Below are 22860 nucleotides of genomic sequence, written 5' to 3'. Positions count from 1 at the left end.
AAGACCTCGGGTTTGACTCGCTGACCGCTGTCGAGCTGCGCAACCGCCTGAAAACCACCACCGGACTGGCCCTGTCACCCACCCTGATCTTCGACTACCCCACCCCCACCGCAGTGGCCCGCCACCTACTGGACAACTTCCAGGGCGACAGCACCGGCAACGATCCGGTCGTCAATGAGGAAGGCATTCGACAGATCTTGACGTCGATACCTATTTCACGGCTGCGCGAAGCCGGGATTCTGGATAGCTTGCTGGGTCTGGCGGATTCACCGGGATCGGCAGTGACAACAGAAGCCGAGATTCCGACGCCCGCTTCAATTGACAGCATGGATGTGGAAACCTTGGTCAAACACGTTACCGATAATTACTCGAGTCAGAAGTGATTAGGCAGAGGGCCGGCGGATGAAGATCGTCGTAACCGGGGCAGGCGGCGTCGTTGGTCGTGGAGTCGCGTCCAGGCTGCACAATGCTGGCCACAACGTGGTTGGCTTGGCCCGTCGACGTCCCGATAGCTGGCCTCTGGCAATGGATTTCGCCGAAGCAGATATCTGCGACGCGAAAGCGGTCCGGCGTGCCGTCACAGGCGCAGAGGCTGTTGTCCACTGTGCTGGCGGTTCCGCCCGTGGGGTGGCCCGCGATGTCAACGCCGCTGGCGCGACTAATCTGCTTGAGGCGATGACGATCTCCGGTTCCCGGCGGATCGTTTTCGTCTCGTCCGCACAGGTCTACGACACACTTGCGGACCGGACCGCCCCACTGACCGAGGACGAGGTCCCGGCCCCGGCAGTCGAGGCGATGATAGCCGAGGCCGGTGTCGAATGGGTCGCGGTCCGTTCGGCGTTGGTGCTCGGTCGCGAAGTAGACAATGCTCTGCTCCGATTGTTGGCCACTCCGATGCTGCTCGACGTCGCGAGCTCCGGGGATCACCCGCTACAGGTCGTGCACACCGATGACATACAAAGACTCCTGGTCCGCGCGGTCCTGGATGACGACGTCGAAAGCGGCGCCGTCAACCTTGCCGCACCCGGGGTTCTGACCCTCAAGGAGCTGGCGGCGACCATCGGACGTCCGCTGGTGCGGCTTCGTCTAGGGATGCTGCGTCGTGCGCTCTCGCTATTGCCAGGGCCTGAATCGGTTCTGCCACTGAGCTTTTCACTGATGGACACCACGCGGCTGGAAAATGCGTGGGGATTCGAGCCGGTTTGGAGCGCACACGAATGCGCGGCTGATCTCAGGCTCGCGGTGCGCGGACGGGTATCTTTTGCCGGGAGAACGATATCGGTGCCATGGCGAGTGGGCCGTGTTGACGGCATTCCGGCGGTCGAAGGCACCGCAGTCGACGGAGTCATGCCAGTGCCGGCTGGCCCCGAGGGTCGCAACGGTGAGTTCGATACCCCGATCGACCCGCGCTTTCCGACCTTCGTCGCGACGAACCTGGCCGAGGCGCTGCCCGGACCTTTCTCACCGTCGTCCGCGTCGGTGACGGTACGGGGCGTGCGCGCCGGTGGGGTGAGGATCGCCGCGACGCTGCGACCTGGAGGCGTGGTCCAGCGCGAGATGGCCTCGCGAACCATCGGAGTATTCGCGCACCGACTGTATGGAGGAGTGACCTCCGTGCACTTTATGAGCGAAATCGTGCCGTTCGCCAACACATCAACGATACTCGGCCAGTTCTTCGGTCCCACGATCGCCGCCATTCCGCTGTTCGGCGCGGAGCCTCCCCCGCGCGAATCCCGCAGCGCCGCAGGACAACTGCGTGACATCTTGATATATGGCGCGAAATTCGTGGGGATCAGCGCGGGATCTGTCCGCGACACCAGGGATTTCGTCGCCGATATCGACCGGTTGGAGCGATCTGTTGGCCAAGACTTCACCAATATGAGCGACCAGCGGCTGCTCAGCCAGATCGCTTTGACGCGCGACCATGCCGTTCACGGCTGGGTCTTGGCGTCGGCGTCGATCTTGTTGTGCACGGCCCACGGCTTTTTCCTGCGTCGTTTGACCGGACATGACATTACGCCGATGGCCGGGCCGGATCTGGTGAGTGCGCACGCGCTGGATGCGGTACGCCGGTTGGTGGCTCTGGCCCAACGCGATCCCGTCGTGACAGAACTCCTGACCGAGCCAGGCGAGCATCTTGACGTGCTGCGCGAGCAGGTACCCGGGTTCTATGCCGCTTTCGCCACCGAGTTGGCATCTATCGGGCATCGCGGTCCGGCCGAAGCGGAGATGCAGTCGAGCACCTACGCCGATAACCCTGAACTCTTTATCCGCATGGTGGCCAAGTCGCTGGGTGCCCCAGCGCCCGTGACACCTCAAAGTCCGCGGATCCCGATCCTGGCGCGCCCGATTGCCACGCTCGCCGCGCAACAACTGCGAGATCGTGAAGTGCGTCGCGATAAGGTGATTCGTGCTATCTGGGTGTTGCGGCTGATGCTGCGCGAATACGGGCGCAGGCTCACCGCCGCCGGGGTCTTCGAGACCGCGGAAGACGTATTCTATCTGCTCGTCGACGAGCTTAATTCGTTGCCGCCCAATGTCTCTGACGTCGTGGCGCGGCGTCGCGCCGAGCAGCGTTCGCTGGCTGCGGTATACCCGCCGCTGGCTTTTTCTGAAAGCTGGCGGCCGGCAGACACGTCGGTGCCGGTACTGGCCGTCGGCGAGACCGTGTATGGCCGCGGCATCTGCGGCGGACGAGTCCGTGGTCGCGTGCGCATCGTCCGCCCGGAGACAATCGACGACCTACAGCCAGGTGAGATTCTCGTCGCCGAGGTCACCGACGTCGGGTATACGCCCGCCTTCGCCTATGCCGCGGCCGTAGTGACCGATCTCGGTGGTCCGATGTCACACGCGGCTGTGGTAGCAAGGGAATTCGGCGTTCCGTGCGTTGTCAACGCCGACGGCGCCTCGAGGCGGCTTCCGGGGGGATCGGTTGTCGAAGTGGACGGCGCCACCGGCGAGATCCGCGTCATCGAACTGGGTTCAGCGATCGTGACCTGAGTTACCTGCTTGCCTCGGTCTGCGGGCGTGCTTCACCGGTCCGGACATGACCGCGCAACCAGGCGATCGGATGCGGTGCCCACCAATTGGCGCGGCCCAGCACATGCATGAACGCGGGAACCAGCAGCATGCGCACCAGGGTGGCATCCATGAGCACCGCCAACGTGAGACCCAGTCCAAACATCCGCACGACGGACACCTGGGCAGCGATCAGTGCCGCGAACGAAATCGACATCACCAAGGCCGCGGCCGTCACCACGCGGGCGACGCGAGCCAGGCCCAGGGCGACGCTCTCGTCGTTGTCGGCGCGGGTCTGACCACTTTGCAACCAATACTCGTTGATACGAGAGATCAGAAACACCTCGTAATCCATCGACAGCCCAAACGCGACGCAGAACAACAAAATCGGGATATTCGGCACCAACGTGCCGGTGACAGTGGTACCGAGTCCGCCGAGGTGGCCGTCCTGGAAAACCCAGACCAGCGCGCCGAATGCGGCGGTAAGCGATAAGGCGTTGAGTAGCAACGCCTTCAACGGCAGCACAACGCTGCGGGTCAGCAGGAACAGCTGCACAAAGGTGACGGTCGCGATCACCCCCAGCACTAACGGCAGGCGAGCGTTGATCGTCGCCGCGCTGTCGTGGGTGATCTGAGCGGTCCCGGTCAGCTGGACACGCTCGCCGGAAGGTCCCGGCACCGCGTGCAAGCTGTCGAGCTGGCTCTCGGAGGCCGCGGAGAACAGCGGCGCTGTGCTGGACACGGTCAAGAAGGCGCTGCCATCGGCCATCGCGGTGGGGGCGGTGGGCGGCCCCACCCGCGCACCGTGTACGTAGGAGCCGACAGGTGCCGACACGGAGGACACGTCGGCGACCCGAGACAGCTGCGCCGCGTAGCGCGCCAGCTCAGGCGTGCTGACATCACCGCTGCGGGGGATGACCACGGTCACCGCCGAGGCCGGGTCGCTCGGGAAGTTCTCGCGGAGCTGGTCGCCTACTTGGCGTGTGGAGGCCGAGCCGGGTAACACCCGATCGTCGGGGAATCCCCATCGCACGCCGAGGAACGGCGCACCCAGCAACACCAGCAGTGCGATCAGCGGAAGCCCGACCAACACGGCCCGGCGCATCACGAACTTCGTCAATCGGTACCAGAAGAGTTGTTGCAACGGCCGGGGCGCCGGATCTGGGCGGCGCAGCAGCCGACGGCCCAAACGTCGGACGTCCAGCGCATCGATGCGGTCGCCGAGCAGCACGATGGCGGCCGGCGCCACCAACAACGCGGCAACAGCCGTCAGCGCGACCACCGCAGCGCCGGCGAAGGCGAACGATTTCAGGAAATACATCGGGAACAGCGCCAGCGCACCCATCGAGAAGCCGACAGTCAACGCCGAGAACAACACTGTGCGGCCGGCGGTCGCCATGGTGCGATTCAGCGCAGCGTCGACGGCCGCGCCGTCGGCCCGCTCTTCGCGGAACCGGCTAATGATCAGCAGTGTGTAGTCGAGCGCCAATGCCAGGCCCAGAGCGACGGCGAGGTTCAGCGCGAAGATCGAAACCTCGTTGGTCAACGCGATGGTGCGGAGCACGGCGGTCGTGCCCGCGATCGCCAACAGGCCCACTGCCACCGGCAACGCGGCCGCCAACAGCCCACCGAACACCCAGACCAGCACCAGGAAGCTGAGCGGGATCGCGATGGATTCCATCACCAGCAGATCCTGTTTGGTTTGTGTATTGATCTGCACGTAGGCCATCGCGGGGCCCCCGGCGCGGACCGTGACACCCGCGTGCGGCACAACCAGCTGCCGAACCAACGCTTTCGCGTGCTCTTGTCCCTGGCTGCCACCGCCGGAAATGGCGGCGATGACAAGCCCGGATTTGCCGTCCTTGCTGGCCAGCGCCGCCGCACCGGCCGGTGGGGCCGTCCAAGTCGAACTCACCGCACCGACGAACGGCGAATGGTGCAGTTGTTCGACGATATCGGTCGCGACGGTCCGCGCCGCCGCGCTCCGCACGCCCCCTTCGGCGGTGATCATGAAGATCAACTGCAGGTCGCCCTGACCGAACTTGTCAGCCAGTAGCCGGCCGGCGCGCGATGACTCAGCCGCCGGGTCCTGAAGGCCGCCGGCCGACAGGTTCTTTGTGACCGAGGAGCCGTACCAGCCGGCCCCTGCGGCGAAGAGCACCGCCACCGCGACGATCAACCCCGGCGCAGCGATCGCCAGACGCGCTAATCGGTGCAGCACGGCATTCCTCACTTAGGCCGTAAATGGTTCCCACCACCTAAGTACCACGCCCCCCGAGGCAACGTGCCGCGCCACACCTGCTTCCGACCGGGCGCTGGCCTCCCGGGCTGCCGCTAGCTGACCCTAGTTTTCCAGGGTGTAGCCCATCGGCATCAGCACGCTCTTCTGCTGCGTGAAGTGCTCGACGCCCTCCGGACCGTTCTCGCGCCCGATGCCGGAGTTCTTGTAGCCGCCGAACGGACAGCAGGGATCAAAGGCATACCAGTTGATCGCGTACGTCCCGGTGCGGATCTTCTCCGAGATCTCGATGCCGCGAGGCACGTTGGCGGTCCACACGCTGCCGGCCAGGCCGTACGCCGAATCGTTGGCGATCTTGATCGCCTCGTCCTCGGTGTCGTAGGGGATGATGCTCAGCACCGGGCCGAAGATCTCCTCCTGCGCGATCGTCATCGTGTTGTCGACGTCGGCGAAGACCGTGGGTTGCACGAAGAAGCCGTTGTCCAGGCCCTCGGTCCGGCCGCCGCCACACACCAGCCGGGCGCCCTCCTCGATGCCCTTGGCGATGTAGCCCTCGACGCGGGCACGCTGCTTCTCCGAGATCAGCGATCCGATCTGGGCGGCCGGGTCCGACGGGGGGCCCACCGGTAGCGCTTGCATGAAAGCGCTTACCGCGTCCACGATTTCGTCGTAGCGCGAGCGCGGCGCCAGGATGCGGGTCTGGGCCACGCAGGCCTGCCCGCTGTTCATGATCCCGGAGAACACCAACATGGGGATCGCGGCGGCCAGGTCGACGTCGTCGAGGAGGATGGCCGCGGATTTGCCGCCAAGCTCCAAGGTGCACGGCTTGAGCAGTTCGGCGGCGCGGCGCCCGACCTCCTTGCCGACGGCCGAGCTGCCCGTGAAGGAGAAGATGTCGACGTCCCGGTTGGACGTCAGCGCCTGTCCGGTCTCGATCCCGCCGGGCACCACCGACAGCACACCCTCGGGCAGGCCGGCCTCGGCGAACGCCTCGGCCAAAGCGTTTGCGCTCAACGGTGTTTCGGCGGCGGGCTTGAGCACCACCGTGCACCCGGCCAGCAGCGCGGGGCCCAGCTTGTTGACCGCCAGGAACAGGGGTACGTTCCACGCCACGATCGCCCCGACCACGCCCATCGGCTCGCGGTGCACGATGGTCTGCCCGTAAGCGCCGTTGCGGGTTTCCCGCCACTTCACCTGGTCGGCGGCGGGACCGGCGAAGAAGCTCATCGCCCCTATACAACTCATCCACTGCATCGTCTCGACGCTGGTCGGCGGCTGGCCGGTCTCCGCGGCGAGCAGCTTGGTAAAGAGGTCCTTGCGCTCCTCCATCAGCTTGAGCGCCCCGGCGATGACGGCCGCGCGTTCCTTCGGCGGCGTCGTCGGCCACGGGCCGTTGTCGAATGCCGCCCGCGCCGCGGCGACCGCGGCGTCAACGTCGGCCGCCGCCGCCATCGGCACCTTGCCGACGTATTCACTGGTGGCCGGGCAGTGCACCTCGATGACTTCGTTGGTCGACGGCTCGGTCCACTTGCCGCCGATGAAGAGTTTGTCGTATTCGGTCTTAGCCTGGGTCTTAGTGTCGCTCATGGCCGCCACCCTACCCAAGCCGAAGCAAAACGAGAACATGTTCATTCTTGCGGCTGGAGCACCAGCACCAGATTGCTCACCAGGAACTCGCGCAGCACCGGCACGGATGTCAGCCACCACGCCCATCTGGGGTGGTAGCGCGGAAATGCGGCCACGGCGGCGCCGGTGCTCGCGGCCCAGTGCAGGCCGTCGTCGGCCGACACCGCGAACAACGACGACCCGTAGTCGTTTTTCGCCGGATGACCATGTTTGCGGGCGTACCGCGCGGCGGCGCGGGCGCCACCCAGGTAGTGGCTCAGGCCCATCTCGTGGCCGCCGAACGGGCCCAGCCAGACGGTGTAGGACAGCACGGCCAGCCCACCCGGCCTGGTCACCCGCAGCATCTCGCCACCGAGCCGCCACGGTCGCGGCACGTGTTCGGCGACGTTGGAAGACAAGCAGATGTCCACCGAGTCGTCGGCGAACGGCAGCGCCATGCCCGACGCCCGGACAAACGTCTCGGTCACCCCGGCGAAAGCCGGCCCGGCCACGTGCATCTCGCCCGGATCCGGTTCGACGCCGATGTAGCGGACACCGGCCTCGGCGAACGCCGCCGCGAAATATCCGGGCCCGCCGCCGACGTCGAGCAGCGTGCGGCCGGCCGGGGGCTCGCCATGCGTTCCCCGCCATAGGTCGCCGACCATCGCCGCGGTATCGGCCGCCAGCGTGCGATAGAACCGCGCCGGGTCGGGCTGCTCGTGGCGAAACTCCGACAGCAGCCGCAGCGAGCGGGCCAGTGTTGCCCGCCGTGCGAAAACGTCGGTGACGGCCACCGACCAACCCTACGCAGCACCGGCGGGCTGGGCCGATTGCCCGCTTCCTCCTCGCGCCACTCCGCGGCGCGCATCGTCGGCGGGCTAGGCTGACGACCAATGTCTGATCTGCGCTCCGTGTTGCTACTGTGCTGGCGCGATACCGGGCACCCACAGGGCGGTGGCAGCGAAGCCTACCTGCAGCGCGTCGGCGCGCGGCTGGCCGCTTCGGGGATCGCCGTCACGTTGCGGACCGCCCGCTATCCGGGGGCGCCCCGGCACGAAGTGGTCGACGGGGTGCGGATCAACCGCGCCGGTGGCCGGTACTCGGTCTACGTGTGGGCGCTGCTGGCGATGGCCGGGGCGCGGTTCGGGCTCGGGCCGCTGCGGCGAGTGCGGCCCGACGTGGTCATCGACACCCAGAACGGCCTGCCGTTCCTTGCCCGATTGGTGTATGGCCGGCGGGTGCTGGTGCTGGTGCACCATTGCCACCGCGAACAGTGGCCGGTGGCCGGGCCGGTGCTCGGACGGATCGGTTGGTACGTCGAATCGACGTTGTCGCCACGGCTGAACCGGCGCAATCAATACGTGACGGTGTCGCTCCCGTCGGCCCGCGATCTGGTCGCCCTGGGCGTTGACAACGAGCAGATCGCGGTGGTCCGCAACGGCCTCGACGAGGCCCCGGCGCAGTCGTTGTCCGGCCCGCGCTCGGCCGCACCGCGGGTGGTTGTGCTGTCGCGTCTGGTACCGCACAAGCAGATCGAAGACGCGCTTGAAGCGGTTGCGGCGCTGCGGTCGCGGATAGCTGGTCTGCACCTCGACATCGTCGGCGGCGGCTGGTGGCGGCAGCGGCTCGTCGACCACGTGCGACGGCTCGGCATGTCGGATGCGGTGACCTTCCACGGCCACGTCGACGACGTCACCAAACACCATGTGTTGCAAAGCTCCTGGGTGCACGTGCTGCCCTCACGCAAGGAGGGATGGGGCCTGGCGGTCGTCGAGGCGGCCCAGCACAGGGTTCCTACCATCGGCTACCGATCCTCCGGCGGTTTGTCCGACTCGATCGTCGACGGGGTGACCGGAATGTTGGTGGATGGCCACACCGAGCTGGTGGATCGCCTCGAACACTTGCTGTCCGATCCGGTGCTGCGCGATCAGCTCGGCGCCAAGGCGCAGACGCGCAGTGGCGAGTTCTCCTGGACGCAAAGCGCCGACGCGATGCGCGGCGTGCTGGAGGCGGTGCAAGCCGGCGTCTTCGTCAACGGGGTGGTCAGCGGCGCGGCCTGATCAAGCGGCGCCGCCGCGCGCAGACCACCGCGCCGGCCGCGCCTGCGATCAGCATCGCCAGCCATGCCAGATGCGCGACCACCGTCGCGGTGCGACGGGCAGCGGGCGCACCGGGGGTATCGCCGCCGACCCAATAGAGAGCAAACTCGTCGTCGCGGTAGACCGGCGTGAGTGCGTCAAGGGTGCGGGCGGCCGCTCCCATGTCACCGGCGCTGTCCGATTCGATGACCAGCCAGCCAATGCCGGCCGGGGCCAACGCGGCGGGGTCGGGTCCCGCCAGGAGCAACCCCTGCACCGCCCGGGCGTGGTTGCCTTCCCCGGGAATGGTGACGCCGGAGATGATCAGGTCGCCGGTGGCCAGCACGTCGGCGCGCACCCAGCGGGGCAGCGGATCCAGCACCGGTGCGGGGCCGGACCACCGGAACCGCCGCATGGTCCCGGCGGGTAATACCCCGACCGCGCGCGGATTGGCGTTGACCGCCGCCGCTACCGCGGCCCACCCGGGCGGGTAGTGCACCGGCGAAACCTTGCCCCACGCACCCCAGGCCAGATCGGGCAGCACCAGGATCAGCGCGAGGCAGCAGACCAGCGCCGTCGCGGGGGACCTTAGGGGCCGTAACCACCGGCGCAGCGTTACCACCGCGCCGGCGCCCGCCAGTGTGTATCCCGGCACCGCCAGCGCCACCCACTTCTGCCCGTCGCGCAGCACACCGAAGCCGGGCGCGGCGTCGATCACCGCGCTCAGCACGTGTAGCCCCGGGCCGGTTGCCAGCGCAGCCGGTACCAGCACCGACGCCGCTGCGAGCACCAGCAGCGGCAGCGCCGCCGCACGGCGTGCCACCGCGGGCAACCCGGCCGCCACCACAACCAGCAGCACCACGGCCGACGAAACCGCGAAAAGCGTTGCCCGCGAGCCCGGTACGGCCTCGCCATTCCAGATTCCGCCCAGGCTGGCCAGGCTGCCGAGCGTGCCCAGGCCGGGCTCGGCGCGCGGTGCGAACGCGGCAACCCCGAGCCTGTTTGCCGCCGTGTGGGCGGTCATCGACGATCCCATCGCCGACGCGGTCAGCCAGGGCAGCGCCGCCACCAGCGCGGCACCCAACGCGGTTGCGGCGCATCGCCAGCGCGGCCGGCCTTCACCGGGCACGCCCACGCAGACCAGCCCCACCGTCGCGGCCAGCAACAGCCCGGTCGGGGTCAGTCCGGCCAGCGCAATCCAGAAGACCAGCCCGAAGACCCCAAACCACCCGGCGCCATCGGATGTCCGCAGCTCGAGCATCGCCGTCGCAACCCATGGCAGGCAGCCGTAGCCGACCAGCAGGCTCCAGTGGCCCTGCAAAAGCCGTTCGGCGACATAGGGATTCCAGATCGCCAGCGTGGTGGCAACGAACTGCCCACCCGCGCCCGCGCAGGGCAGTGCCGTCGCGACCAGCCGGGCCGCGCCCCATCCCGCGAGCCAAAGCCCCGCGACGAGCAGCGCCTTCACCACGAGGCCGCCGTCGATCAGATGAGACGCCAGCGCCACCGCGAAATCTTGTGGTGTCGCCCGCGGCGCCGACGTCAACCCCAGCGCGGTATCGGAGAGATACGACCGTGGCGTGGATACCGCATCGCGCAGCAACAAGTACCCGGGCTTCAGCAGCGGTCCAACCACCAGCAGCGCCAAGACCAACGCGTACCCGGGCCGGGTCCAGCGCACAGCTAACGCACCCGAGCCGGGCTAGTCCCGTTCGGGCGGGCCGGGTGGACCGGAGTCGGGTGCCCCGGAATCGGCCGGCTCATCCGAGGCCGGCGGCTCTGAGCCGGGTGGACTCGGATCCTGGCGCTCACTTGGGCGTTGCGTAGGTAGCTTCTCGGTCTCGGCTTCGGCGCCGGGCACCCGTTCTTCGAGCCCGCTGCGGCCGAAGAAGTCCTGGCCGCTGCGGTCCAGGCCGGGGTCGGTGAGCGCGCTCTCGCTCCGCAGGCTGAACGAGGCGAGTATTCCGCCGCCGATCAGGCCGATCAGGCCGATCGCGGTGAACGTGATCGGCAGCACCCGCGACCACAGCGCGAGCCGGTCGCGCTCGTCGCGAGCCGCGTTGACCTGGGATTCCACAGTGTCTTCGGTCGAGGTCACCTTGTAATCGGCCATGGTCACCTCCGGCTTGAGCGGATCCCGGGCGAAGTAGTGGTTGGCGTGCACGGTCTCCTTGACGATGGTGCCCGACACCGGGTCGACCCAGAAGGTCCGCTGCGCCGCGTAGTAGCGGGTCATGGTGATCTGCTCGGCCGGATCGCCGGGCAGGCCCCACATCGCCGCGGATGCGGTGACCTTGCCGTCCTCGTTGCTGGCGTACAGCGACGGGTACACCACGGGAGTCACCAGCTTGCCTTCGGCGTTGCAGCCGACGTTCTGCGTGAAGCGGTACGTCGTCAAACCGTTGACGTCTTCCTGGCTGTCGTAGTTGACGTCGAACGGCTTCTGGGCGATCGGATCGAAATAGGGGTACGTCTTCTTCTCGGTGTGGAACGGGAACCGGTAGGACAGCCCGTCGTGCCGCAGCGGCATCGCGGTGGGCGGGTTCTCGTCGCCGTAGGTGCGCGGCTTCTGCACCGAGCCGCCGGTGTGGGTGTCGTCGGAGACGGCCATCGCCGTCTTGCGGTTGAGGGTGACGGTGTCGACGATCGCCAGCAGCAACCCGCTGTCCTTTTGCTTGTCGGTGCGCCGGACCGAGCTACCGACTTGCAGCGTGACGACGTCGGCGTTGGCGGGCGTCTCGACGGTGATCTGCTGCTGGGACACCAGCGGCACATTCTGGTTCACGACGAGGTGATCACCGGAGAGCGACGCCGAGTCGAGTGCGGTTCCGGTGCCTTCGCTGATCAACGTGGTGTCGATGTTCAGCGGGATCTTGGTGATCCTGCTACTGGTGTAGGTCGACAGCAGCAGCGCGGCGATCAGCAGGGCGGATCCGAGTCCGATGATCCCGCATGCGGCAAACCGCAACATGACTGCTCGGTTCACGTTGCTGTGTCCTCCTGGTGGTTTCTGGGCTCATCGGCCACGACCCGCTCCGACCCGACCAAGCAGCGTGGCAAACCCGTTCGACCCTAACAGCAGAATGTAAGGCCCCGGCTTACCAACCCGTTGCCACCTCGCCCTGCGGTAACCCACGCGGTGGTATTTGAGGGCAGACTGTTGCTCGTGACCGATGGCCAGCAGGTGGGTGGAATCCGCAGCTTCCTGCCCGCCGTGGAGGGTATGCGCGCGTGCGCGGCCATGGGGGTGGTCGCAACGCACGTCGCCTTCCAGACTGGACATTCCGGCGGCGCCGTCGGCCGGCTGTTCGGCCGGTTCGATCTGGCCGTGGCGGTGTTCTTCGCGTTGTCGGGATTCCTGCTGTGGCGCGGGCACGCAGCAACGGCAAGGGATCTGGGATCGCGTCCGCGCACGGGCCACTACTTGCGGTCGAGAGCGGTCCGCATCATGCCGGCTTATCTGGTAGCGGTCGTCGTGATCCTGACCTTGCTGCCCGACGCGGATCACGCCAGCTTGACCGTGTGGTTGGCCAACCTGACGCTCACCCAGATTTATGTGCCGCTCACCCTGACGGGCGGCCTGACCCAGATGTGGAGCCTTTCCGTCGAGGTGAGTTTTTACCTGGCATTGCCGATTCTGGCTTTGCTGGCCCGCCGTCTCCCGGTCCGGGGACGGGTGCCGGCGATCGCCGCGCTCGCGGCGCTGAGCTGGTCCTGGGGCTGGCTGCCGGTGCACAGCAGTCCTGGCCTCAATCCGCTGAACTGGCCGCCGGCGTTTTTCTCGTGGTTCGCCGCCGGCATGTTGCTGGCGGAGTGGGCGTATAGCGGGATCGGGTTGCCGCACCGATTGGCGCGCCACCGCGTGCTGATGGCCGCGGTGGCGGTGCTGGCCTACCTGGTGGCGGCTTCGCCGCTGGCGGGTCCGGAGGGCCTGGTTCCGGGCACCGCCGCACAGTTCGCGGTGAAGACGGCGATGGGTTCCCTGGTGGCGTTAGCTCTGGTCGCCCCGTTGGTGCTGGACCGGCCGGACACGCCACACCGGGTGCTGGGCACCACCGGCATGGTGACGTTGGGGCGGTGGTCCTACGGCATGTTCGTGTGGCACCTGGCCGCCCTGGCGCTGGTCTTCCCGGTGCTCGGGACGTTCCCCTTCACCGGCCGGATGCCAGAGGTGTTGGTGTTGACGCTGATCTTCGGTTTCGCGATCGCCGCCGTCAGTTACGCCCTGGTCGAGTCGCCCTGCCGGGAAGCGCTGCGCCGCTGGGAACGCCGCAGGGAGCCGGTCGAACAGCCTATAGATGCTGAGGCGGACGCAATCGCGCCATGATCTCGGCGCGTACCGCCGACCGCCGCGCCTTGCCGGCGTCGTCCCGCAGCGGGGTGCCGACGAATTCGACGGTGTGCGGCACCTTGTATACCGAGATATGTTCGCGCAGAAAGTCTTTCACGCTTGCGGCATCCAGCGCGGCCCCGTCGGCCATGTGCACCAGGGCATACGGCACCTGCCCCAGGTCACCGGAGTTCGGGTCGGGGACACCGACGACCAGGCAGGACAACACCTCCGGGTGCGCCGACAGCGCGTTCTCGATCTCGGCGGGGTAGACGTTGCGGCCGCCGACGGTGAACATGTCCACCCGGCGATCCGAGAGGTAGAGGAACCCGTCGGCGTCGAAATGGCCGAGATCGCCAACGAGTCCCAGCCTTCGCGGGATTTCGCTGTTGTGCCGATGTACCGGTAGGTCGGCGCGTTGCCGGGGTTGGGCCGCATGAAGATCTCGCCCACCACGCCCGGCGGGCATGGGTTGCCGCCGTCGTCGAGCACCTTCATCTCGCCCATGACCACCACACCGACCGAGCCCGGATGGCTGAGCCACTGGTCGCCGGAGATGAACGTCAGCGCCTGAAATTCGGTGCCGCCGTAAAGCTCCCAGATCCTTTCGGGGCCCAGCAGCTCGATCCAGGCCCGCTTGATTGACGGCGGGCATGGTGCGCCCAGGTGCCAGAACCGCCGGATCGAGGACAGGTCATAGGAAACCGGATCGGCCCGGTAGACCGGCAGCGCCCGCTGCATCATCGTCGGCACCGTGGTGACGAGGTGGGGGCGATGCTCGGTGATCAGCCGCAGAAACTCGTGCGGGTCGAACCGGCCCATCAGCACCAGGTGCTGGCCCATCACCAGCGCGACCGCCGCGGAGGTGAAGCCGGTGGTGTGCGTCAGCGGCACCGGCACCAGCGCGGTATCGCCCTCCTGGCCACCCACGGCGTACCCCAGTTCCGGCCCGAGCCGGCTGTCGCCGCCCGCCTCGATGAGCTTCGGCCGGCCGGTGCTGCCGCCGGAGCCGATCGACCGCCAGCAGGGTGACACCGCTTCCGGCAACGGGTCATCCGACAATGCCTCGTTGGGGACGAGACCCACAGGAACACTTGGTATTCCGGGGTAAGTTCGGCCCACCAGCAGCGCGCGTGGCCGCAGTTCCAGCAGGCCCTCGAATTCCGCGTCCGGCAGCCGCGCGGACAGCGGCTGCGGTACCGCGCCCAGCTTCCAGCACGCCACCATGGCCTGCACGCACTCGACGGAGTTGGGCAGCACGATGGTCACGTAGTCGCCTACGCCGACGCCGCGCTCGGCATAGGCGCGGGCCAGCCGGTTGGTCGAGCGGTCCAGTTCGCGGCGGGTCAGCGTGCGTCCATCGCAGGTAATAGCCGGCTCGTCGGGGGCTAACTCGGCGAGCGCCGAAATTTGGGTGCCGATCGGTGGGATCGGCGCGCTCTGCGTCATTAATAGGTGTCCTGTCGCTCGAAGATGCGCCGCGGATTGTCCACCAGCATGGTGTGCAGCTGCTCGTCGGTGACGCCGCGCTGCTTGAGCGCGGGGATCACGTCGTTGTGGATATGCAGGTAATGCCAATTCGGCATCGCCAGCGGCACCAATTCCTCGGGTAGTGCGTCGAAGTAGCAGTTGGCGTCGTGTGAGAGCACCATCTTGTCGGCGTGCCCGCGCTCGCACAGCTGGGCCACGATGTTCACCCGGTCCTCGAACGGTGAGATCGCGTCGATGCCGAACCGGTCCATCCCGAGGTAGGAACCGGCGGCGATGAGCTCCTCGAGGTAGCCGACGTCGGTGCTGTCGCCCGAATGGCCGATGACCACCCGGCTCAGGTCGACGCCCTCTTCTTCGAAGATGCGTTGCTGCTCGAGCCCGCGCCGCAGCCCGGCGTGGGTGTGGGTGGAGATCGGCACGCCGGTGCGTTTGTGGGCCTGGGCGACCGCGCGCAGCACCCGCTCGACGCCCGGGGTGACGCCGGGCGCATCGGTGGCGCATTTGAGGATCCCGGCCTTGATGCCGGTGTCGGCGATGCCCTGCTCGATGTCGCGGACGAACATGTCGGTCATGATTTCCGGGCCCCCCAGCTCCCCGCCCGGGCCGAGGTAGTGGAAATAGAACGGCACGTCGTTGTAGGTGTAAAGCCCTGTCGCGACAACGATATTCAGCTCGGTGGCCGCCGCGACGCGCGCGATGCGCGGAATGTAGCGGCCCAGCCCGATCACGGTGAGGTCGACGATGGTGTCCACGCCGCGGGCCTTCAGCTCGTTGAGCCGCTTGATGGCGTCGGCCACCCGCTGTTCCTCGTCACCCCAGGCTTCGGGATAGTTCTGCGCGATCTCGGTGGTCATGATGAACACGTGCTCGTGCATGAGCGTCACGCCGAGATCGGCGGTATCGATTTGTCCGCGAGCGGTATTTAGTTCTGACACGGGACTGATGCTAAGTCGCTGGGGCGGTTCACCAACAGGGGTGTTTGCAGTACGTTCCCCTCATGCTGCTCAATCCCAATCGCCTGCAACGCCAGTACCCAGACCGTCGCTCGGCGGAGATCATGGCCGCGACGGTGGACTTCTTCGAGTCCCGCGGCAAGGCGCGGCTCAAGCATGACGACCACGAGCGGGTGTGGTACTCCGATTTCCTGAACCACATCGGGCGCGAGCGCATCTTCGCCTCCCTGCTGACGCCCGCGGAGTACGGCGGCTCCGACTGCCGCTGGGACACCTACCGGATCAGCGAGTTCGCCGAGATCTTGGGCTTCTACGGGCTGAGCTACTGGTACCCCTTCCAGGTGACGGCGCTGGGGCTGGGCCCGATCTGGATGAGCGACAACGAGGACGCCAAGCGCAAGGCCGCCGCCCAATTGGAGCAGGGCGAGGTGTTCGCCTTCGGGCTGTCGGAGCAAAGACATGGGGCCGACGTCTACAAGACCGACATGATCCTGACTCCGTCGGAACACGGCTGGACCGCCAACGGCGAGAAGTACTACATCGGCAACGCCAACGTGGCCCGGATGGTCTCCACCTTCGGCAAGATCGAGGGGACGGACGAGTATGTCTTCTTCGCCGCCGATTCCCAGCATGACCGCTACGACCTGATCAAGAACGTGGTGAATTCGCAGAACTACGTTGCCAACTACGCGCTGCGCGACTACCCGGTCACCGAGGCCGACATCTTGCACCGGGGCCCCGAGGCTTTCCACGCCGCCCTCAACACCGTCAACGTCTGCAAGTACAACTTGGCCTGGGGCTCCATCGGCATGTGCACCCACGCCATGTACGAGGCGGTCACGCACGCGTCCAACCGCTACCTGTACGGGACCGTCGTCACCGACTTCAGCCACGTTCGGCGGCTGCTCACCGACGCTTACGTGCGGCTGGCCGCGATGAGGCTGGTCGCCACCCGCGCTTGCGATTACATGCGCAGCGCGTCGGCGGCCGACCGTCGCTACCTGCTCTACAGCCCGCTCACCAAGGCGAAGATCACCAGCGAAGGCGAGCGGGTCATCACCGCCCTGTGGGACGTCATCGCCGCCAAGGGCGTGGAGAAGGACACCTTCTTCGAGACCGTGGCCCGCGAGATCGGCCTGCTGCCCCGGCTGGAAGGCACCGTCCACATCAACATCGGGCTGCTGGCCAAGTTCATGCCCAACTATCTGTTCGCCCCCGATGCCGCGCTGCCCGTGATCGACCGCCGCGACGCCGCCGCCAACGACTCGTTCCTGTTCGCCCAGGGACCCACCGGCGGCCTGGGCAAGGTGCGCTTCCATGACTGGCGCGCGCCGTTCGAGACCTTCGCTCATCTCCCCAACGTCGCCTTGCTGCGCAAGCAGATCGAGGCGCTCGCCGAGATGCTGGCCGGCGCCACTCCGGACGCGGCTCAGCAGAAGGACATCGACTTCGCCTTCGGCGTGGGACAGCTGTTTGCGTTGGTGCCGTACGCACAGCTCATCCTCGAGGAGGCCCCGCTGTCCGGAGCGGACGAGCCGCTGATCGACGAGATCTTCGCGCTGCTCGTCCGCGACTTCAACACCTATGCCGTCGAACTGCACGACAAGGCCGCGACGACCGACGAGCAGGCGCGTTTCGCGATGCGGATGATCCGGCGTCCGGTCAACGACGCGGGCCGCTATGACCAAGTCTGGAAAGAACACGTCGTTCCCTTGAACGGCGCCTATCAGATGCGTCCCTGATTCACGGCCGCTTCCCGCGCCGGAGCCGCTAGCTGGCTCTATCTCCTAGCATCCCGCGAGCACATCGCCCATCGCCTGTTTCTCTTTGGCCGACACCCACAAGCCGTATATGGTCTTGACGTCTATCTGGCGTGCCACGAAGTCGCACCGGAACGCGGTATTGGGTGGCAACCATGAAGCGGCATCGCGAAAGGCCTTGTCGAAGTTGGCTTTCGGGCTCACCGCGAGCAGGTCGCGCGGATCGTTCGCGAAGTCCTGCCGTCGCTGCGGATCCCACAATCGCGCGCCCTTGTACCAGGCGTCCGCGAGAGAGACGAGGTGGTCAATCTCCACGCTGTCCGAAGTGTTCGGACCGCGGACGAACTCGATGGTCGTGCCCGTGTATGGGTCGTGCAACGTTCCGCTTTGCACGTAGCACGTGCCAGGCCGCACGACAACGTTGGTCAAGTCGCGGCGAAGGATATCGTCACGCGTGTTGCACCCGTTGTGCCCGAACTCAACGTCGACGTCGTCGCTCCAGGCTTGGCCAAACCGGGACCGCTGGAAGTCCTGACTACGGTCCCAGCGCTTGACGGGCAAGGCCGCCAGCTGCGTCCGGGCTGTGTCGTACCGGGGGGCGCCGGCGACGGTCGAGGTCGGCGCCGGCTTCCAAGTCGGCACCGATTCCCAGGGACCCGACCGCCGATTGCCGGTCCACTGCCGCCCCCACACGACGAGCACCGCGACCATGGCGAGGACCACCACGCCCAGCACGACGAACCGACGCCATCGGCGATGGCGTGCGCGAACGACACGTGCCACAAAGCGGTTCTAGCACGGGTGAAAGCACCCGGTCAGACCGACCTGACCTGTGGATGAATGTCGCGCTGTGGATAACTAGCCAACCCTTGACTGTGACGTAGCTCACCGTAAGATGACCAGTGGTCATTGACGCTAGGAGGCCGCATTGCCGACGGTGACTTGGGCGCGCGTCGACCCGGCTCGTCGCGCCGCGGTAATAGAAGCCGCGGAGTCCGAATTCGGGGCGCACGGGTTTTCCCGCGGCAGCCTGAACGTCATCGCGCGCCGCGCGGGCGTCGCCAAGGGAAGTTTGTTCCAGTACTTCGCGGACAAGCGCGACCTCTACGCGTTCATCACGGACATCGCCAGCCAACGGGTGCGCGCCTACATGGAGGACCTGATCCGCCAGCTCGACCCGGGCCGGCCGTTCTTCGAATTCCTCACCGACCTGCTCGACGGCTGGGTGGGCTATTACGCCGAGCATCCACACGAACGTGCGCTTCATGCCGCGGTGACCCTCGAGGTCGACACCGAGGCACGCATCAGCGTGCGCAGCGTCAGCAATCGTCATTATCTGGAGGTTCTGCGGCCGCTGGTGCGCAGCGCGCAACAGCGCGGAGATCTGCGTGCCGACGCCGACACGGACGCCTTGCTGTCGCTGCTGCTGATGATCTTTCCGCACCTGGCGCTGGCCCCGTACATGCGCGGCCTGGATCCGATCCTCGGTCTCGACGAGCCCACACCGGAGCAGCCGGCACTGGCCGTGCGCAGGCTGGTCGCGGCGCTGGCCGCCGCATTTTCGAACCCTTCCGTCAAGACAGCCGCACAACGATCCTAGGAGTTCACATGACACGCACGCATTCAGGTTCGATGGTTGCGGGCGGACTCAACTGGGACAGCTTGCCGCTCAAGCTGTTCGCCGGCGGCAACGCAAAGTTCTGGAATCCGGCCGACATCGACTTCTCCCGCGACCGCGCGGACTGGGAACGGCTCTCCGACGACGAACGCCACTACGCCACCCGGCTGTGCGCCGAGTTCATCGCCGGGGAGGAAGCGGTGACCGAGGACATTCAGCCGTTCATGGCCGCGATGCGCGCCGAAGGCCGGCTCGGCGACGAGATGTATCTGACGCAGTTCGCGTTCGAGGAAGCCAAGCACGTGCAGGTGTTCCGCATGTGGCTCGACGCCGTCGGCGTCACCGACGACCTGCACGGCTACCTGGACGACATCCCCACTTACCGCACGATTTTCTACGAGGAATTGCCGGACTGCCTCAACGCTTTGACGACTGATCCGTCACCGGCCGCCCAGATCCGGGCGTCGGTCACCTACAACCACATGGTCGAAGGCATGTTGGCGCTGACCGGCTACTTCGGCTGGCACAAGATCTGCGTGGATCGCGGCATTCTGCCCGGCATGCAGGAGCTGATCCAGCGCATCGGTGACGACGAGCGGCGCCACATGGCATGGGGCACCTTCACCTGCCGGCGCCACGTCGCCGCCGACGATGCCAATTGGGGTGTCTTCGAAACGCGCATGAACGAGTTGATGCCGCTCGCGCTGCGCCTCATCGAAGAAGGCTTCGCCCTTTACGATCCGATGCCCTTCGACCTTTCGGTGGACGAGTTCATGCAGTACGCCGACGACAAGGGGATGCGGCGGTTCGGCACGATCGCCAGCGCCCGCGGCCGGCTGCTCGGCGAGATCGACCTCGACTATTCGCCACTGCAGCTGGAAGACACCTTCGCCGACGAGGACGAGAAGGCACTGGCGGTCACGGCCTAGGCAATAGGCCGCCGAGTGTGGGCCCTAAGTACGTGGAGCGCCTTGAATTCGTCCATAGGCACCACACTCGGCGGCCCGGCGTCGGCCTATCGACGTTACCCCACCCACACCGTTTTGGCGTTGCAGAATTCGCGGATCCCGAGGCCCGCCAGCTCGCGGCCGTAGCCCGACCGCTTGACACCCCCGAAACCCAACTCCGGGTAGGAGATCGTCATCCCGTTGATGAAGACCTGGCCGGCCTCGATGTCGTCGATGAAGCGCTGCTGCTCGGCCTCGTCATTGGTCCAGGCATTGGACCCCAGCCCGAACGTCGTGGCGTTGGCGATCTCGACGGCTTCGTCGATGCCCGAAGCGCGGTACATCGAGGCGACCGGGCCGAACACCTCTTCGGTATACAGCGCCATGTCCTTGGTGATATCGGTGACGACCGTGGGCGGGTAGAACCACCCCGGCCGGTCGAGACGCGTGCCGCCGCAGCGGATCTTTGCGCCCGCCGCGACGGCGTCGTCGACCTGCTTGGCGATCTCGTCGCGGCCCGACTCGGTGGCCAGCGGGCCCACGTCGGTGTCCGGGTCGGTCGGGTCGCCGACCTTCAGCGCCTCCATCCGCTCGACGAATTTGTCGACGAATGCGTCGTAGATGTCGGTGTGGACGATGAACCGCTTGGCGGCGATGCAGGACTGGCCGTTGTTCTGCACCCGGCCGGTGACCGCGGTCTTGACGGCCTCGTCGAGGTCCGCGGACGGCATCACGATGAACGGGTCGCTGCCGCCGAGCTCGAGCACGGTGGGTTTGATCTCGTCGCCGCAGATGGCCGCGACCGATTGGCCGGCCGGCTCGCTGCCGGTCAGGGTGGCGGCCACGACCCGGGGATCGCGCAGGATGCGTTCGACGGCGCTGGACGAAACCAGCAGCGTCTGGAAGCAGCCCTCCGGGAAGCCGCCGCGGGTGATGACGTCGGAGAGATACAGCGCCGACTGCGGCACGTTGGAGGCGTGCTTGAGCAGGCCGACGTTGCCCGCCATCAACGCCGGCGCGGCGAACCGGACGGCCTGCCAGAGCGGAAAGTTCCACGGCATCACGGCCAGGATCACCCCGAGCGGCTGGTACCGGATGTAGGCCTTTTTCGCGCCGACCTTCGCCGGGTCGGCGACCTCGTCGGCGAGCAGCTTCTCTGCGTTCTCGGCGTAGTAGCGAAAACCCTTGGCGGACTTGAGCGCTTCGGCCTTGGCCGACGCCAGCGTCTTGCCCATCTCGAGGGTCATCATCGCCGCGGTCTCGTCGGCCTCCTTCTCCAGCAGGTCGGCGGTGGCGTTCGCCCACTCCGCGCGCTGGGCGAAGGTGGTGGAGTGGCGGTAGTCGAGGAACCGCTCGTGGGCGCGGGCGATCGCGGCGTCGACTTCGTCGTCTGTTGCGGGGGTGAAGGTCTTGACTGTCTCGCCGGTGGCCGGGTTGATGGTGGCGATAGGCATGCTGACATCCTTCGCTTGAGCTTTGTTCTGGATGGTCGGTGGAACGTCCAACACCCAGCCTGCCACTATCGTTCCCAACGGGAGGTGCGGGATGAGTAAAGCGGCTCAGCTGATGGTCAAGTGCCTGGAAAACGAGGGGGTTTCCGTGGTCTTCGGGCTGCCCGGCGAGGAGAACATCCGCTTCGTGCAGGCGCTGGCCTCCTCGAACATCCGCTATGTGCTCACCCGGCACGAGCAGGCGGCGGCGTTCATGGCGGAGATGTACGGGCGCGTCACCGGCCGGGCGGCGGTGGTGTCGACGACCCTGGGCCCGGGCGCGATCAACATGCAACTCGGCGTCGCGGACGCCACCACCAACAGCACCCCGATGGTCGCGATCTCCGCGCAGGTGGGCCAGGACCGCGAGTTCAAAGAGTCACACCAGTACGTCGACCTGGTGTCGATGTTCGCGCCCATCACCCGGTGGGCCGCCGGCATCCCCACCGCGCGCGCCATACCGGAGATGTTCCGCAAGGCCTTCAAGGTCGCCGAGACCGAACGCCCCGCCGCGGTCTACCTGGCCGTGCCCGAGCACATCGATGCCGACGAAACCGACTACGACCTGACACCATTGCCGCGCAACGTGGTTCGCGCCGATGCGCCGGCACCCGGTCAGGTGGCACGCGCGGTCGACATCCTGCGCAAGGCGAAGCGACCGGTGGTACTGGCCGGACATGGCGCCGCCCGCAGTGACGCCACCGCGGCGCTGATCCGCTTCTCCGGCGAATTGGGTGTCCCGGTGGCCAACACCTTCCACGGCAAGGGCGTGATGCCCGACGACCATCCCAACAGCATCGGGACCCTCGGGTTCATGCGGCACGACTACGTCAACTTCGGATTCGACAACGCCGACGTGGTCATCGCCGTGGGCTACGAACTGCAGGAATTCGACCCGGTCCGGATCAACCCGCAGGCCGACAAGAAGATCATCCACATTCATCGGTTCCCGGCCGAGGTCGACGCGCACTATTCGGTCGACGTCGGTATCATCGGCGACATCAGCGCCTCGCTCGATGCGCTGGCGGACGCACTCGCCGGCCACGCCTACGAAGCCGAGACGGACATTCCGGGATCCGGCCTGCTCGCCGAGGAATTCGCCCGGGGACAACAGGATTCGCGGCATCCGCTGGCGCCCGCGCGGGTGGTCGCCGACACCCGCGCCGCGCTGGGCCGCGGCGACGTCGTCCTGGTCGATACCGGTGCCACCAAAATGTGGATGGCCCGGCTCTACCCGACGTACGAACGGAACACCTGCTTAGTCTCAAACGGACTGTCCACCATGGCTTTTGCGCTACCCGGAGCCCTCGGCGTCAAGCTGGCGCGACCCG

15 protein-coding genes and 2 pseudogenes are annotated in these 22860 nt (G+C 66.9%); 8 read left to right on the top strand and 9 right to left on the bottom strand.

Features of this window, described 5'->3' with window-relative positions; genetic code table 11:
- Positions 1-114: pseudogene (locus ACLP4W_RS08040) on the top strand (acyl carrier protein); the annotation flags it as partial.
- 288 nt (positions 115-402) lie between these two features.
- Complete coding sequence (locus tag ACLP4W_RS08035) at positions 403-3000, top strand: PEP-utilizing enzyme (protein ID WP_442385610.1); 2598 nt, start codon at positions 403-405, stop codon at positions 2998-3000.
- A 1-nt stretch (position 3001) separates the two neighbouring features.
- Here the strand turns inward: ACLP4W_RS08035 and ACLP4W_RS08030 are convergent, their stop codons facing one another.
- The 3 genes from ACLP4W_RS08030 to ACLP4W_RS08020 form a co-directional block, all read right to left on the bottom strand.
- Complete coding sequence (locus ACLP4W_RS08030; protein WP_442385609.1) at positions 3002-5239, bottom strand: MMPL family transporter; 2238 nt, start codon at positions 5237-5239, stop codon at positions 3002-3004.
- Positions 5240-5362: 123 nt separating this feature from the next.
- Entirely contained in the window at positions 5363-6844 is a 1482-nt protein-coding gene (locus ACLP4W_RS08025) for an aldehyde dehydrogenase (RefSeq protein WP_442385608.1), read from the bottom strand.
- 41 nt (positions 6845-6885) lie between these two features.
- Positions 6886-7656 carry a class I SAM-dependent methyltransferase gene (locus ACLP4W_RS08020; protein WP_442385607.1) on the bottom strand — a complete coding sequence of 257 codons (771 nt, stop codon included), beginning with the start codon at positions 7654-7656 and terminating at the stop codon, positions 6886-6888.
- Between the two features lie 99 nt (positions 7657-7755).
- Here ACLP4W_RS08020 and ACLP4W_RS08015 point away from each other — a divergent pair, with 99 nt between their 5' ends.
- Positions 7756-8922 carry a glycosyltransferase family 4 protein gene (locus ACLP4W_RS08015; RefSeq protein ID WP_442385606.1) on the top strand — a complete coding sequence of 389 codons (1167 nt, stop codon included), beginning with the start codon at positions 7756-7758 and terminating at the stop codon, positions 8920-8922.
- Here the strand turns inward: ACLP4W_RS08015 and ACLP4W_RS08010 are convergent.
- Positions 8906-10621: a hypothetical protein gene (locus tag ACLP4W_RS08010; RefSeq protein ID WP_442385605.1), complete on the bottom strand. Its 1716-nt coding sequence runs from the start codon at positions 10619-10621 to the stop codon at positions 8906-8908. The genes ACLP4W_RS08015 and ACLP4W_RS08010 overlap by 17 nt on opposite strands.
- A 21-nt stretch (positions 10622-10642) precedes the next feature.
- A complete protein-coding gene (locus ACLP4W_RS08005) occupies positions 10643-11926 on the bottom strand; it encodes a DUF3068 domain-containing protein (protein WP_442385604.1) in 1284 nt (427 codons plus the stop codon).
- Between the two features lie 174 nt (positions 11927-12100).
- Here ACLP4W_RS08005 and ACLP4W_RS08000 point away from each other — a divergent pair, with 174 nt between their 5' ends.
- Complete coding sequence (locus tag ACLP4W_RS08000; protein ID WP_442385603.1) at positions 12101-13267, top strand: acyltransferase family protein; 1167 nt, start codon at positions 12101-12103, stop codon at positions 13265-13267.
- Here the strand turns inward: ACLP4W_RS08000 and ACLP4W_RS07995 are convergent.
- Both ACLP4W_RS07995 and ACLP4W_RS07990 read right to left on the bottom strand, forming a co-directional pair.
- A pseudogene (locus tag ACLP4W_RS07995) lies at positions 13233-14719 on the bottom strand (AMP-binding protein). The gene ACLP4W_RS08000 and the pseudogene ACLP4W_RS07995 overlap by 35 nt on opposite strands.
- Positions 14719-15696: a phosphotriesterase-related protein gene (locus ACLP4W_RS07990; protein WP_442385602.1), complete on the bottom strand. Its 978-nt coding sequence runs from the start codon at positions 15694-15696 to the stop codon at positions 14719-14721. The pseudogene ACLP4W_RS07995 and the gene ACLP4W_RS07990 overlap by 1 nt, the downstream one beginning before the upstream one ends.
- 62 nt (positions 15697-15758) lie before the next feature.
- On the opposite strand from ACLP4W_RS07990, the gene ACLP4W_RS07985 reads away from it, so the two are divergent.
- The gene (locus ACLP4W_RS07985; RefSeq protein WP_442385601.1) at positions 15759-17456 is read left to right on the top strand and encodes an acyl-CoA dehydrogenase family protein; all 1698 of its coding nucleotides are present in this window, start codon (positions 15759-15761) and stop codon (positions 17454-17456) included.
- A gap of 45 nt (positions 17457-17501) precedes the next feature.
- On the opposite strand, the gene ACLP4W_RS07980 is transcribed toward ACLP4W_RS07985, so the two are convergent.
- A complete protein-coding gene (locus ACLP4W_RS07980; RefSeq protein ID WP_442385600.1) occupies positions 17502-18257 on the bottom strand; it encodes an HNH endonuclease family protein in 756 nt (251 codons plus the stop codon).
- A 145-nt stretch (positions 18258-18402) separates the two neighbouring features.
- Between ACLP4W_RS07980 and ACLP4W_RS07975 the strand changes: the two genes are divergently transcribed.
- Together ACLP4W_RS07975 and ACLP4W_RS07970 are read left to right on the top strand one after the other, a co-directional pair.
- Positions 18403-19074, top strand: a complete 672-nt coding sequence (locus tag ACLP4W_RS07975; RefSeq protein ID WP_442385599.1) for a TetR/AcrR family transcriptional regulator — start codon at positions 18403-18405, stop codon at positions 19072-19074.
- An 8-nt stretch (positions 19075-19082) separates the two neighbouring features.
- Complete coding sequence (locus ACLP4W_RS07970) at positions 19083-20021, top strand: R2-like ligand-binding oxidase (RefSeq protein ID WP_442385598.1); 939 nt, start codon at positions 19083-19085, stop codon at positions 20019-20021.
- 95 nt (positions 20022-20116) lie between these two features.
- Here the strand turns inward: ACLP4W_RS07970 and ACLP4W_RS07965 are convergent, their stop codons facing one another.
- Positions 20117-21493, bottom strand: a complete 1377-nt coding sequence (locus ACLP4W_RS07965; protein ID WP_442385597.1) for an NADP-dependent succinic semialdehyde dehydrogenase — start codon at positions 21491-21493, stop codon at positions 20117-20119.
- Between the two features lie 91 nt (positions 21494-21584).
- Between ACLP4W_RS07965 and ACLP4W_RS07960 the strand changes: the two genes are divergently transcribed.
- The coding region (locus ACLP4W_RS07960; RefSeq protein ID WP_442385596.1) for an acetolactate synthase large subunit at positions 21585-22860 on the top strand (1276 nt) is incomplete at its 3' end.

This window comes from Mycobacterium sp., assembly GCF_052145595.1.
Classification (GTDB): domain Bacteria; phylum Actinomycetota; class Actinomycetes; order Mycobacteriales; family Mycobacteriaceae; genus Mycobacterium.
This window is presented reverse-complemented; position numbering and strand designations above follow the sequence as displayed.

Excerpts from the sequence above, each read along its gene's own strand:
- ACLP4W_RS08035 (WP_442385610.1), top strand. The coding sequence starts at position 403 with ATGAAGATCGTCGTAACCGGGGCAGGCGGCGTCGTTGGTCGTGGAGTC.
- ACLP4W_RS08025 (WP_442385608.1), bottom strand. The coding sequence starts at position 6,844 with ATGAGCGACACTAAGACCCAGGCTAAGACCGAATACGACAAACTCTTC.
- ACLP4W_RS08015 (WP_442385606.1), top strand. The coding sequence starts at position 7,756 with ATGTCTGATCTGCGCTCCGTGTTGCTACTGTGCTGGCGCGATACCGGG.
- ACLP4W_RS07985 (WP_442385601.1), top strand. The coding sequence starts at position 15,759 with ATGCTGCTCAATCCCAATCGCCTGCAACGCCAGTACCCAGACCGTCGC.
- ACLP4W_RS07970 (WP_442385598.1), top strand. The coding sequence starts at position 19,083 with ATGACACGCACGCATTCAGGTTCGATGGTTGCGGGCGGACTCAACTGG.
- ACLP4W_RS07965 (WP_442385597.1), bottom strand. The coding sequence starts at position 21,493 with ATGCCTATCGCCACCATCAACCCGGCCACCGGCGAGACAGTCAAGACC.